This window comes from Vreelandella glaciei, from assembly GCF_013415125.1.
GTDB lineage: Bacteria > Pseudomonadota > Gammaproteobacteria > Pseudomonadales > Halomonadaceae > Vreelandella > Vreelandella glaciei.
This window is the reverse complement of record NZ_JACCDE010000031.1, coordinates 1-12,114: the sequence shown is the minus strand read 5'-3', so window position 1 is coordinate 12,114 and position 12,114 is coordinate 1. Positions and strand designations below refer to the sequence as shown.

The 12,114-nt window shown below is 54.7% G+C and carries 11 protein-coding genes, 1 tRNA gene and 1 pseudogene; 1 reads left to right on the top strand and 12 read right to left on the bottom strand.

Annotated elements, in window-relative coordinates; translation table 11 throughout:
• Window positions 1-14: 14 nt before the first annotated feature.
• From secD to queA, 4 genes are all read right to left on the bottom strand, one after another.
• Window positions 15-1,868 (bottom strand): protein translocase subunit SecD, encoded by a 1,854-nt coding sequence (gene secD / locus HZS80_RS18280; RefSeq protein WP_035564829.1) that lies wholly within the window; start codon window positions 1,866-1,868, stop codon window positions 15-17.
• A gap of 132 nt (window positions 1,869-2,000) precedes the next feature.
• Window positions 2,001-2,327: a preprotein translocase subunit YajC gene (yajC, locus tag HZS80_RS18275; RefSeq protein WP_035564570.1), complete on the bottom strand. Its 327-nt coding sequence runs from the start codon at window positions 2,325-2,327 to the stop codon at window positions 2,001-2,003.
• A gap of 138 nt (window positions 2,328-2,465) precedes the next feature.
• A complete protein-coding gene (gene tgt, locus HZS80_RS18270) occupies window positions 2,466-3,584 on the bottom strand; it encodes a tRNA guanosine(34) transglycosylase Tgt (RefSeq protein ID WP_479694280.1) in 1,119 nt (372 codons plus the stop codon).
• Window positions 3,585-3,677: 93 nt separating this feature from the next.
• Window positions 3,678-4,709 (bottom strand): tRNA preQ1(34) S-adenosylmethionine ribosyltransferase-isomerase QueA, encoded by a 1,032-nt coding sequence (gene queA, locus HZS80_RS18265; protein ID WP_035564567.1) that lies wholly within the window; start codon window positions 4,707-4,709, stop codon window positions 3,678-3,680.
• A gap of 114 nt (window positions 4,710-4,823) precedes the next feature.
• Here queA and HZS80_RS18260 point away from each other — a divergent pair.
• A tRNA-Leu gene (locus HZS80_RS18260) sits at window positions 4,824-4,910 on the top strand.
• 73 nt (window positions 4,911-4,983) lie between these two features.
• Here HZS80_RS18260 and HZS80_RS18255 read toward each other — a convergent pair.
• The 8 genes and pseudogenes from HZS80_RS18255 to HZS80_RS23620 all read right to left on the bottom strand — a co-directional run.
• Entirely contained in the window at window positions 4,984-5,973 is a 990-nt protein-coding gene (locus HZS80_RS18255) for a phage integrase (RefSeq protein ID WP_179916874.1), read from the bottom strand.
• Window positions 5,970-7,265, bottom strand: coding sequence for a hypothetical protein (locus HZS80_RS18250; RefSeq protein ID WP_179916873.1), 1,296 nt, complete (start codon window positions 7,263-7,265; stop codon window positions 5,970-5,972). The genes HZS80_RS18255 and HZS80_RS18250 overlap by 4 nt, the downstream gene beginning before the upstream one ends.
• Window positions 7,266-7,334: 69 nt before the next feature.
• The gene (locus HZS80_RS18245) at window positions 7,335-8,762 is read right to left on the bottom strand and encodes a secretin N-terminal domain-containing protein (protein ID WP_179916872.1); all 1,428 of its coding nucleotides are present in this window, start codon (window positions 8,760-8,762) and stop codon (window positions 7,335-7,337) included.
• Window positions 8,743-9,804: a zonular occludens toxin domain-containing protein gene (locus HZS80_RS18240; RefSeq protein WP_179916871.1), complete on the bottom strand. Its 1,062-nt coding sequence runs from the start codon at window positions 9,802-9,804 to the stop codon at window positions 8,743-8,745. The genes HZS80_RS18245 and HZS80_RS18240 overlap by 20 nt, the downstream gene beginning before the upstream one ends.
• A gap of 8 nt (window positions 9,805-9,812) precedes the next feature.
• Window positions 9,813-10,205: a DUF5455 family protein gene (locus HZS80_RS18235; protein WP_179916870.1), complete on the bottom strand. Its 393-nt coding sequence runs from the start codon at window positions 10,203-10,205 to the stop codon at window positions 9,813-9,815.
• A 2-nt stretch (window positions 10,206-10,207) separates the two neighbouring features.
• Window positions 10,208-11,368, bottom strand: coding sequence for a hypothetical protein (locus tag HZS80_RS18230; RefSeq protein ID WP_179916869.1), 1,161 nt, complete (start codon window positions 11,366-11,368; stop codon window positions 10,208-10,210).
• Window positions 11,328-11,933 (bottom strand): hypothetical protein, encoded by a 606-nt coding sequence (locus HZS80_RS18225; RefSeq protein WP_179916868.1) that lies wholly within the window; start codon window positions 11,931-11,933, stop codon window positions 11,328-11,330. The genes HZS80_RS18230 and HZS80_RS18225 overlap by 41 nt, the downstream gene beginning before the upstream one ends.
• 68 nt (window positions 11,934-12,001) lie before the next feature.
• Window positions 12,002-12,114: pseudogene (locus HZS80_RS23620) on the bottom strand (IS30 family transposase); the annotation flags it as partial.

Below are 12,114 nucleotides of genomic sequence, written 5' to 3'. Positions count from 1 at the left end.
GCTAAGCACGTGGATTAGATCCACAGCTTTTTGACGGGTTTGCTGCCATAGAACAAGTTGACCATGGCGCGAGTCACCATCAGAGCGGTGAACAGCGAAGTCAAAATGCCGATAGAGAGCGTGACGGCAAACCCTTTCACCGGGCCGGAGCCAATCGAGAACAGGATAACGGCCACCAGCAGCGTGGTGATATTGGCGTCGACGATGGAGGTAAAGGCGCGCTCATAACCGGCTTGAATCGCCTGTTGCACCGACATGCCGTTGCGCAGCTCTTCGCGTATTCGCTCAAAGATCAGCACGTTGGCATCGACCGCCATGCCCAGCGTCAACACGATACCGGCAATACCCGGCAGCGTCAGCGTGGCGCCCAGCATTGACATCACCGCGACCAGCAGCGTTAAGTTCAGCGCCAGGGCGATGTTGGCAAACACACCAAACACCTTGTAACGCACCAGCATGAACAGCACGACCAGCAGCAGACCGATCTGCACCGAGAGCAAACCGCGCTCAATGTTTTCAGCGCCCAAGCTTGGCCCAATCGTGCGCTCTTGCACGAAGTAGATGGGAGCTGCAAGGGAGCCCGAACGCAGCAGTAGCGCCAGTTCAGCGGCTTCTGTCGGCGAGTCCAGGCCGGTGATCCGGAAGCTGTTACCCAGGGCGCTTTGAATCGTTGCCAGACTGATTAGGCCGCGCTCAACATAGGGCTCGCGCTCAATGGTTTCTTCACCCGTTTCCGGGTCGGTCACCACGGTATCTTCGCTCTTGTGCTCAATGAACAGCACCGCCATGTTGCGACCAATGTTGGTGCGCGTGGCACGGTTCATCAGCGTGCCGCCGGTGCCGTCCAGATCAATATTGACTTGCGGGCGACCGTTTTCATCGAAACTGTTGCTGGCACTGGAAACGCTGTCACCGGTAATGATCACATCGCGCATTAGCTCAGCGGTGCGCGCAGGCTCGTTACGAAACGTTAGGGTTTCTGTTTCGTTTTCCGGGGTGTCAGGGCGGGCTTCCAGGCGGAATTCCAGATTGGCCGTTGCGCCTACAATGCGTTTGGCGGCCACGGTGTCTTGAATGCCGGGAAGCTCGACCACGATTTGGTTAGGCCCCTGGCGCTGCACCATTGGCTCTGCCACGCCCAGTTCATTGACCCGGTTGCGTAGGGTGGTCAAGTTCTGGTTGATCGCGTAATCCTGAATTTCGCTGACCGACTGATCGCTAAGCGTCATGACCAGCGTTGAAGCGCGGCCATCGCCTTCGCTGCTGTATTCAAACTCAGGGAAGTCGCGGCTGATCAGGCTGCGGGCTGTGTCGCGGTCTTCGCTGCTGGCGAAATCGATCGAAAGCGAACGCTCTTCGACTTCAGTGTTGCGGTAGCGGATACGCTCACCACGCAGCAGCTCACGCATGGCACTGCCGTTGACTTCAAGGCGCTGGGTTAACGCGGCGTCCATATCCACTTCCAGCAGGAAGTGCACGCCACCGCGCAAATCAAGGCCTAACGTCATGGGGGAGGCAGAGAATGCCTGTAGCCACTCCGGCGTTGCTTCAGCAAGGTTCAGTGCTACCGTTGCCTCATCGCCCAATAAATCGGCGGCAATGTCGCGTGCGGGAAGTTGATCATCGTCATGGCGCAAACGAATGAGCCATTGTCCATTCTCTTCTTCGAACGCTTTTACTTCGATATCGTTTTCGCTAAGCGCGGCTTCAACACGCTCTATCTGTTGCTCATCCAGCGAGTCGCCTTGGGCGCTGCTGATTTGAATAGCGGGATCTTCGGGGAATAGATTGGGAAGCGAGTAGATAAGGCCAACCACCAGGACGACCAGTATCAGTAGATACTTCCACAGGGGGTAACGGTTGAGCATGCAAGCCCTGCCTTCAATTACAAACGGAATGCTGTGCACGGACACACCGCGCACAGCAAAGTTCACCATCATTTATACCATGTCACCCCTGCCGGGGTGGCTGGCACTGGCTCGGCAGGGGTATTACAAGGTTTAGATGGACTTGATGGTGCCTTTAGGCAGTACGGCGGCAACGGCGTTCTTCTGCACGTTAACTTCGGTGCCTTCAGAGATCTCGATGGTCAGGAACTCGTCGCTCACCTTAGTGATACGACCTACCAAACCGCCGCCAATGACGATCTCGTCGCCTTTGTCCAGGTTGCTGACCAGTTGCTTGTGCTGCTTAGCGCGTTTGGCTTGCGGACGCCACAACAGGAAGTAGAAAATCAGCACGAAACCGACCAGCATGACGATTTGCGCAATACCACCGCCACCGGCGGCTGATTGGGCATGGGCTGGTGAGATGAAGAAATCCAGCATTGTAGAGAGCTCCTGAGTTAGAAAAAGCTTAGGTTTTTAAAGGCTTAGTTGTAAAAGCTTGGTAGTTAAAAGCTTGGTTCAAAAAACATAGTCGAACAGTTTAAACCACGCGCCAAGGCGCGTGGCGATTAATTCGCTTTAAGTAGCAAGGGGAGGCACCGGCAGGCCGCGCCGTGCATAGAAGCCTTCCACAAAGGTCGTCAATGTACCCGCTTCAATTGCCGCGCGCAAATCAGCCATCACACGCTGGTAGTAACGTAAGTTGTGGATGGTGTTGAGCATTGAGCCGAGCATTTCATTACAGCGGTCCAAGTGGTGCAGGTAGCCCCGGGAGAAACGCTTGCAGGTATGGCAATCGCACTCTTCATCGAGTGGGCGAGTGTCGAAACGGTGCTTGGCATTACGAATCTTAACCGTGCCTTCCGAGGTGAACAGGTGGCCGTTACGCGCATTGCGGGTAGGCATCACGCAATCGAACATATCCACACCCCGCCGCACGCCTTCCACCAGGTCTTCGGGTTTGCCGACCCCCATTAAATAGCGCGGCTTTTCATCGGGCATCCAGGTGGGCAGGTAGTCGAGCACCTTGATCATCTCTTCTTTAGGCTCGCCCACTGAAAGGCCGCCAATCGCCAAACCATCAAAGCCGATTTCCAGCAGCCCTTTGAGCGAGCGTTCGCGCAGCTCAGGGTGCATGCCGCCTTGAATAATACCGAACAGCGCGGAAGGGGAGTCGCCGTGGGCATCCCGCGAGCGTTTGGCCCAGCGCAGCGACAGCTCCATGGATTTCTCGGCTTCGTCAAAGGTAGCCGGGTAGGGCGTGCACTCGTCAAAGATCATCACTACATCGGAGCCCAGCGAGCGCTGCACCGCCATAGACTCTTCCGGGCCCATAAAGACCTTGCTGCCATCCACCGGCGAGCGGAAGTGCACGCCCTGCTCGGTTATCTTGCGTGTCTCGCCCAGGGAAAATACCTGAAAACCGCCGGAGTCGGTCAGAATTGGTTTGTCCCACTGGGCAAAGTCGTGCAGGTCGCCGTGGGCTTCAATCACCTCGGTGCCAGGGCGTAGCCACAGGTGAAAGGTGTTGCCCAGGATGATTTCGGCACCGATCTCTTTGACAGAATCCGGCGTCATGCCTTTCACCGTGCCGTAGGTGCCCACCGGCATAAAGGCCGGCGTTTCCACCGTGCCACGGGGAAAGTGAAGGCGGCCACGGCGGGCGCGGCCATCGTCGGCCAAGCGCTCAAAGCGCATAAAGCATTCGTTTCGCATAAAGGTAACTCGTTAATCTCATTCGTTTGGCGCGACTGGAGCAGGGCAAGTGGGTCAACAATCGGCAGTCAGTAACTAGCGGGTTAACAACATGGCATCGCCGTAGCTAAAGAACGCATAGCGCTCGGCCACTGCCCGTTGATAGGCGTGCATGATGGTGTCGTAGCCCACAAAGGAGGAGACCAGCATCAGCAGGGTCGATTCAGGTAAATGGAAGTTGGTAATTAAAGCATCCACGCAGCGCCACTGGTAACCGGGATAAATGAAAATATCGGTATCGCCACTATAAGGCGCGATCTGCCCATCGCTACTTTTCATGCAGGCGCTTTCCAGGCAGCGCACGCTGGTGGTGCCTACTGCCACCACCCGCTTGCCAGCTGCCAGGGTATCGCGCACTTGCTGACAGGTGGCTTCCGTGACCTCAATCCACTCGCTGTGCATATGGTGTTCAAGGATGTTGTCCACCCGCACCGGCTGAAAAGTGCCCGCGCCCACGTGCAGCGTGACAAAGGCACGGTTAATGCCTTTGTCGGCAAGGGCATCCAGCAGCGGCTGATCAAAATGCAGCCCGGCGGTCGGTGCTGCTACTGCACCATCACGCCGGGCATACACGGTCTGGTAGCGCTCACGGTCACTGAGTTCGTCTTCGCGGGTGATATACGGCGGCAGCGGCATATGGCCGTGCTTTTCAAGCAGTGCAATCATCGGCGTATCGCCTAAAAAGCGCAGTTCGAACAGCGCATCACGGCGGCCTTCTACGATGGCGTGAACGTCACCCTCGAAAATCAGCTCCGTGCCGGGCTTTGGCGATTTACTTGACCGAATATGCGCCAAGCCGCGGTGGGCATCCAGCGGGCGCTCCAGCAGCATCTCCACCTTGCCGCCGCTGGCCTTATGGCCGTGCAGCCGCGCCGGAATCACGCGGGTGTCGTTAAACACCAACAGGTCGCCGGGCTCAAGAAGCTCAAGCAGATCAGGAAAGCGGCGATGTTCCAACGCGCCGCTCTGGCCATCCACGCACAGCAACCGGCAGTCGCTACGTTGTTCAGAAGGGTAGCGAGCAATTAATTCGTCGGGTAGCTCGTAATGAAAATCCGCGCGCTGCATGGCGTATAACTCTTAACGTTGATCAAACAGGCGGCATAGGATAGCGCTTTGGCTGCATAAAGTCAGTCAATGTGATTGACCTACCTCGAAATTTACGTATACTACGCACGCATTGCCGGTATGGCGGAATTGGTAGACGCAGCGGATTCAAAATCCGCCGCCTTTACGGGTGTGCCAGTTCGAGTCTGGCTACCGGCACCAAAGATATCAAGGGCTTAGCGTTCATCGCTAGGCCTTTTTTATTGGGCGCTATTCCGAAAGTGTCAACAAAGTGTCAACAGAGCTTTGGCGCGTATTTGATGGCATCGGCTAAATGGTCGGGTGACAGGTGTGCATAACGCATCGTCATTGCAATGGTTCTGTGTCCGAGAATTTTCTGCAGGGTTAGCACATCACCACCATTCATCATGAAGTGACTCGCAAACGTGTGACGGAGAACGTGGGTTCTCTGCCCCCTGGGGAGTCTTATGCCGGCTTCAATGATCGCCGCGGAGAACGCTTTATAAGCGTCGGTGCGGAAGACTCTACCGATCCTTGCCCCGTGTTGGGTGAGCGACTTATAAAGCTCTTCACTGAGCGGTATGGTGCGGTTGCGGCCGTTTTTAGTGCCGGTGAAGGTGACACGGCTATTTCTTAGCATTTCCGCTCTTAGGGTCTGGGCTTCGCTCCAGCGGGCTCCCGTGGCGAGACAAAGGCGTGTGATTAATTCAACGTCTGGGTTGTTGGCGTGTTCGAGTACGTTAAAAAGTTGACGTAACTCTTCATCGGTCAGGTAGGCGAGCTCTTTTTCGTCCAGGCGCAACGGCTGCATTTTGGCGAAGGGGTTAGGCTTATTCCATTCTCCAAGCCGTATGAGCTGGTTAAATACCGCTCTTAAGTGGGCATGGTCATGGTTGGCCGTGTTGGGTGTGATACCCGCTTCCAGGCGTTTCTGACGCAGTTCTGAAGCGTCCACGGGGGTGATCGTGGCGGCCGTTGGATTGCCCATGATATCGGCTAAATTATTAAGCTGTGAGTTGCGTCGTTTACCGTCTTTGAGAGAGCGGCCATGGTAGTCATACCAGAGCTTGATCAAGTCTTTTAGGGTGCGACGATCCCTTTTTGGGCTGACGTAACTTTCGCCAGTGGCAGCCTTGGCTAATACCTTGCCTTCAAAGCGTTTCGCTGCTGCCTGGGTAGGCAGTATTTTACGGACACGCTTTCCATATCGGCCTTCAGGCATGATGTCCACTTTCCAGCCGGTTTTGACTTTCTTAATGCTCATGACGCGGCTTTGCCTACTAATCGTCGCTCTATCAGCTTCTGTTCGACGATCTGCCGGAACTGGCTGGTGTTGACGCTTCGTCGCCGGTAGTACTGTTCTAGGTCTTCCCACATGCCGGAGCGCTTGAGATAGGTAATCGCTTGGTCGGTGCGGATGCCCTGGCGGGCGTAGATGCTAATCAGGTTGCCAAACGCCAGGGTGACGTTCTTTTCGTTGCCGAGCCCAGGCGCTTTCCGCGCTCGCTTGTACATGAAGCCGGGTTCGTGGCAGTAGAAACGGGCGTCATCCTGCATGACTTGCCATGCGGGGTCGATCAGGTTGCGGCGGGCGTCCAGGCGATAGGATTGCATGGCGGTACGCCAGAGGCCGGTGAGGTGCGGTACCACGTCGACGAAGCGGCTGAAGCCGTGGTTGTGATCGAGCACTTCACCGGTGTCGATGTTGCAGGGGATGCCTTGGGCGTATTCTCGGAGTACGGACTGGTGAAAACGTAATTCGATACGCCAGACGGTTTCTTCGGGGTTGTAGGTGCCGTTTAGGTCGTCATCGACGGCGTTTTGCCAGAGGCCTTCCCAGAAGTGCATTTTGTCGCGGTGCTTGGCTTCCAGGGTCTTGTTGTAGATACAGCATTGCAGGGCGCCTGCCGTGCCAAACATGTAGGTTTCACCGCGGCCATAGGTGGTGGCAATGTTGCCGTGGTCAAATTCCAGGGTGTCGATGCCGTCGATCCGCATGATCTTCTTGGAGCGGGTCACGAAGCGTTCCATGAAGTTTTTAGGCGGCTCCCAGCCTTGTACATCCAGGGCGAGGTGGATGGCTGCGCCTACGGGCTCTCCTTGAGTCAGCATGGAGGCGGCGATCATATCCATGAACTTTTGGCACTGCTGAGGGGAGCGCTCTTGGATGAAGTGTGGGCTTAGCTCGATTTTCAGATGGCTACCGGTATTCTCGGTCTTTACGTGCCGTGCCTGGAAGAAGACGATAGCACCTAGTTCATTGTTTTGGAGGCGGTAGCGGAAGCCTGAACCGGCTGCGCCGGCACCTACCGACCACTCTTGATCAAAGAGGCGCATGGTGGCCCCTTTGCCTTCGTTGTAGACGTTGATGATCTTATCGAATTGGGGAAGCTGTGGTTTGCCTTGGTAGAGCTGGCGTACTGTATCCACGCCCGCGTTCAATATGCGGAGATTGTGCATTTCTCGCTGTCCTAGCGAGCTGATAAGCAGCTTTCCAAACTGGTCTTGTTCGCCGCGCTGGAGCGACGCGATAGAGTACCGTTCCCAACGTTCCATAGCCTGAAATCCTCTATTTTTGAAAATGCTTCAATGTGCTGTAGTGAGCCAGTAGCTCATTTGGGCTATTTACTCTGCGAGACGTGTTACAGGGATGGTCTCGACCTCGTGACGCCAGCTTGTGGTTGTCAGCCCTGCTACGGTATTCGCGGCGTTTGGGCGTGCAACGGGCTGTTTTGCGTCATAGCGAGGGAGCACCGTGGCCTGTAACAGCACATGGAGGTTTGTACGTTGGCGGGAGTTGGATTCGTTCTGGAATAGACGACCGGCGAGGGGGACGCTTTGTAAGCCTGGCACTCCCATGACCTGTTGTTGGTCATTCTGGGAAGAGAGGCCACCTAGAAGCAGTGTTTGGCCGGAACGTATCTGAACGGTGGTGTTGATCTGCCGTTGATTCGTAATGATATCTGAGGCTAGCACAGAATCCGTAAGAGAGTCAGCCGATGTAGTGATATCCATGATCACGAGGCCGGAAGCGGTGACCACCGGTAGGACGTTTAAACGGATGCCCACATCGCGGCGTTCGATGGTCTGAAAGGGGCTGTTAACGTCCGCTGATTCGCCGGTGACGCGGCCCGTGACGAACGGGACATTCTGACCGATGGAGATGGTGCCACGCTTGCCCGAGAGGGTAAGAATTTGCGGTGTGGATAACACGTTAGAGCTTGAGTCGCGCTGTAAGGCATTGATCGCAAACGCGAGTATGTTCCCGTCGAAGATCCCGAAGGTGCCACCGGAGGAGGCGAGCGAGGTGCCTAGATTGGCGGTGTTGAAGCCACCCGCGACACCGCTACCCGTGGCCCGACCCAGTGAGACGCCGAGATCGAAGGTATCGCCGTCCGTGGTTTCAAAGATGACCGCTTGAATGAGTAATTGGGGGTGAGCGACGTCTACTTGGGGAATGAACTGTTGAAGCTGTTCAAGCTGCTTTTCGGGGCCCTTGGCCAAGATGGCGTTAGAGGCATGGAGTACCTGGACACGGGGCAAGGTGTTGCCTTCCTGGGCGTTCTGGGTCAGGAAGCTAGTGACCAATGGGGCAATGTCATCTGCGCGCACGTTATCGAAGGAGAACAGGTGAGTGGCCTGGGGTGCTGGGGGTGGTGTCAGCTTGGGGGCGTTGGCGATCGCGGCGGCGGGATCGTGTGCGCCTGGTGCAGACAAAACACCTGGTGTTGGTTGGCTGGGTGATTGGGTGGCTGATTGGCTGGCCGGGGCAACGGTCGGGGGGTTGCCTGGGAGGATGGTGTAGCCGTGGGAGCTCAACACGCCTTGAAAGAATTCTTCCAACTGGTGATCGGGTACATCGGGGGCGTAAACCGTGAGTGTGCCGGTCGCGGTGGGGTGAATGGCCAGCGGGGTGGCGGTTTGATCCACGTACCAGCGCACAAACTCACGAATGTCGGTGTCTTGCATATGAATAGGGCTGGCTTGGGCGCCGGTGGCGATGCAGGTGGCCAGGGCGAACGATACGGCGGTTTTAGCAGCGAATTTCAGCATGGGTGACTCCATTTTCTACGCGGACGAGACAGGCGCTCACGGGGACGATGCCGAAGCCTTGGCGGGCGAGGTCGTCGGTGGTGAGGGTCTGGCGGTCGCTATCAATGAGACGGTAGGTGGTGTGGTCGCCAAACTGGGTAAAGCTGGCGATACGGGTGGTGCTGAGGTCGGGCAGTGCTAGCGGTGCAGCGGGGGTGTCGTCTGGTGATCGTGCGTTGACGCGGTCGGCGACGAGTACCGACAGGGTGATAAAGCAGCCCAGCGCAAACGAGGCCAGGGAGAGAAACGGGCGGTTAAAGCGTTTCCAGTAGATACGGGTCATTTTCATGTAGAACCTCGCGTCACGCGGTACCCTGAGCCTGCCGTGGGTGAGCCAGGGCGGTAGCACGGAGTAAGTGCCGTGGGCGTAGTGGTCAGAGAAGGCTTGTTTGGTGTCGTACGCGGGGTAGAGCGCGCGGCCGGTGTAGGTCCAGCGTTCGACGACGATGGAGGTGGGGGAGTCGCCGTATTTGACGATGCCTAGGTGGACTTTTGGCATGGGCATCTTGCCACCGGCGAACATGGACCAGAGCGAGCCGATAATGGGGATCGAGATGCGGTCCAGGCGACGGCAGTAAACGACGTGTTCCGCGAGGGCGACGCGGGCTTGCTTGTCCATGATCGACAGGTCTTGAATCAAGAAAATGATATCCCAGCCGAGTTTTCGGGCATGGAGAAACCAATTGATAACGTCTTGGCGGCTTTTGTCGTTCCAGGAGCGGGCGTTGAACCAGGTGCCGCATTCGTCGAGCACTAATAGGCCGTTTTTATGTTCGTCGTAATCGTCGGTACCGGTGCCGATGGACTCCAGGTCAGCCAGGACGGGTTTATCAGGGATGCGGTAGCAGCGGGTCTGTTTGGCTTTTTCGCCAATCAGCTTATCCAGTTTTAAATCAAGGTTAGTGGCGACCTTGCAGCCGCGATTGAGCTTGTCCTTGATCTTGCCCACGGCGACGAGGGTTTTACCGGCGCCTAGTTTGCCGGTGACGACGTAAACGGCCATACCTTACCTCACACCGATGAAAGCACTCGGTCTTTTACCGAGAGCACAAAGAAGAAGAATTTGGTGCTTAAAATGGCAGTTATGCAGGCCGTAAAGTTGTTAGGTAAGACCCGAGCGATACCGTTTGATAGTTCCGTTGGGAGAGGCGCGGCAAAGGTAGTAAAAAGCAGTTCAACGGCTTGAATAATCTGCTCAAACAAATATAGAAAAATGGCAATTTTTACGGATAGCCACGTTATTTGAAATATTAAGCGTCGGAAGTAAACAAAGAGTTCGACAAAAAAGACCATGCGACTAAGCCGCCAAAATCTTTTTAGTGACACAATGCCGATCGCTTTACCTACTGCTTTTCCAGCAAGACCTATAACGCGGGCAACGGTGGTGAAGATAGGGAACGCCATAGTTAGTGTCCTTGGGCTTGACCGTTAGAGCGGTAAGAGAAAACGGTGCTCACGATGGTGTAAGCGGTAAAAACGTATAGCAGCCAGGCGAGCATGGCTTTAAGAAGGTTGAAGTATTCACAGTCGATGGTGAATGACCTTTCACCGCTGCCAAACACAATAGGGGTACAGGCTGAAGTGGGTACATCCGGAATCAGGCGAGTAATTAAGCTACGGTACGGTGCTAGTGCGGCATCGACGGTATCTAAAAGGGCACGTACACGTTCTTCGAGAATGCCCAGTTGTTCCGTTTCGTAAGTGTCGTAGAGTTCTTCTGCATAGGCTCGCTGGTCAAATTCATTAAATTCTTCATCTGAGGTGGCTTCTTCTAATCCTGTTGAAAATCCATCAGCCGCTTCATTAGCGCTATCGCCAAAGAAATTGGCTAATGCATCAATCAAACCGCCTTCTTCCTCGCCGTCCCCTTCACCTTCTCCATCACCCTCACCGTCAGAGCCACCGGAAGAACCGCCACCGCCGCCAGAGACACGGACGGTAATGTTTTTCATGCCATCGACGATGGCGGTTTGAAGGTCGCCGAGTTTGCTGGTGAGACTGCCTGTTTGATCGCCAATGGCATCAGTAACGTCAGTCGTTTGGTCGTCTAACGAATCGGTGAGGGCGTCCGTTTGGTTAGTCGTCGCGGTGGTAAGATCGGTGGTTTGATCTGTGAGGGAGTCGGTAAGGGTATTGGTTTGGCTACTGATCGCGCCGGTTACATCGTTGGAGAGCGAGTTGATGGCGTTTTGATTAGATTGACCAGCGGAGCCGATCGCTTCAATAACGCCGGATTCGTCAAACTCGAAATCTGGCACGGTGGAACCGTCGTCGGGGTCACCATCACCCGTATCGCCACCGCCATTGTCGCCGCCTGGGTCGGTGGGGTCGGTAGGATCGCCACCACCAGAGCCCGATTGAACATTACCGCTCGAATCAACATAGGAGAAGTAATCAGGAGCGGCTTCCCAATCGACTAAATAAGAGGTGTCGCCGATAGTGACGCAACTAGACGGGTCAGAGCAGGCACCTGGAAGAGGCTCTAAATAACTAGGAGTGGCAAAATCGTCAACAGGCAAAGAGCCATCAGACGATGACGCTAAACCCCCCCGTAATATTATTGCCATAAATTCCATAATCACCTGTTGAAACAGATTGTATAGGCACAGAACAATCTAAAGAATCACCAGAACCAGCACACGTTAAAACACCGCCACCCATAGAAACAGAACAAGCACCGCTATGCGTTTTAACAGAGCCACCAGATGATAAATAATTAGATACACTAGCGTCCTGAGTATTGTAAGAGTCTCCATTTTCAGATTGACACTCTTCATTCGTTTTAGTGGGTAACGCAAGAGGATTATTTTCTAAATAAGCAATATAATTAGCATTACCACAACCATGAACAACATTATCAGGACAACTAGAAGCACTTTCATGACGAATAGTGTTAGTAATATAGCCGTAAGTACCATGCCTATAGTACAAACAAGTAGCAGGAGAATAATAAGTTTCACTATGTAATTCAGAATCACTTTCAACATAATTACGACAAGAGGCAGCAGGACTTGATGCAAAAGACCCTGCCCTATTGGCAATATGATAATAATTATAGTTATCTGATAAAGCAAAATCAGAAAACACCATTAAAAAAGGTGCCGTTAATAGTAAAGCCGCTTTTTTAATCATGTTGCCCTCGCGATATAAAAAGGGGCGTTTCCGCCCCTTGGTGGTCCCTTGCTTGGCGGGACCTGAATTCAACTAATAAGTGCAGCACCTGCGGTTTCTAGCGCTCCTGAGTATTCACCTAAGAACACCTGGGCTGGGGTTCGGTATCCCAGCCGCTTTCTTGGTCTATCGTTTAGCTTAT

Excerpts from the sequence above, each read along its gene's own strand:
- HZS80_RS18250 (WP_179916873.1), bottom strand. The coding sequence starts at position 7,265 with ATGGAACGTTGGGAACGGTACTCTATCGCGTCGCTCCAGCGCGGCGAA.
- HZS80_RS18255 (WP_179916874.1), bottom strand. The coding sequence starts at position 5,973 with ATGAGCATTAAGAAAGTCAAAACCGGCTGGAAAGTGGACATCATGCCT.
- yajC (WP_035564570.1), bottom strand. The coding sequence starts at position 2,327 with ATGCTGGATTTCTTCATCTCACCAGCCCATGCCCAATCAGCCGCCGGT.
- HZS80_RS18240 (WP_179916871.1), bottom strand. The coding sequence starts at position 9,804 with ATGGCCGTTTACGTCGTCACCGGCAAACTAGGCGCCGGTAAAACCCTC.
- HZS80_RS18235 (WP_179916870.1), bottom strand. The coding sequence starts at position 10,205 with ATGGCGTTCCCTATCTTCACCACCGTTGCCCGCGTTATAGGTCTTGCT.
- secD (WP_035564829.1), bottom strand. The coding sequence starts at position 1,868 with ATGCTCAACCGTTACCCCCTGTGGAAGTATCTACTGATACTGGTCGTC.
- HZS80_RS18245 (WP_179916872.1), bottom strand. The coding sequence starts at position 8,762 with ATGCTGAAATTCGCTGCTAAAACCGCCGTATCGTTCGCCCTGGCCACC.
- HZS80_RS18225 (WP_179916868.1), bottom strand. The coding sequence starts at position 11,933 with ATGATTAAAAAAGCGGCTTTACTATTAACGGCACCTTTTTTAATGGTG.
- queA (WP_035564567.1), bottom strand. The coding sequence starts at position 4,709 with ATGCAGCGCGCGGATTTTCATTACGAGCTACCCGACGAATTAATTGCT.
- tgt (WP_479694280.1), bottom strand. The coding sequence starts at position 3,584 with ATGCGCTTTGAGCGCTTGGCCGACGATGGCCGCGCCCGCCGTGGCCGC.
- HZS80_RS18230 (WP_179916869.1), bottom strand. The coding sequence starts at position 11,368 with ATGGCAATAATATTACGGGGGGGTTTAGCGTCATCGTCTGATGGCTCT.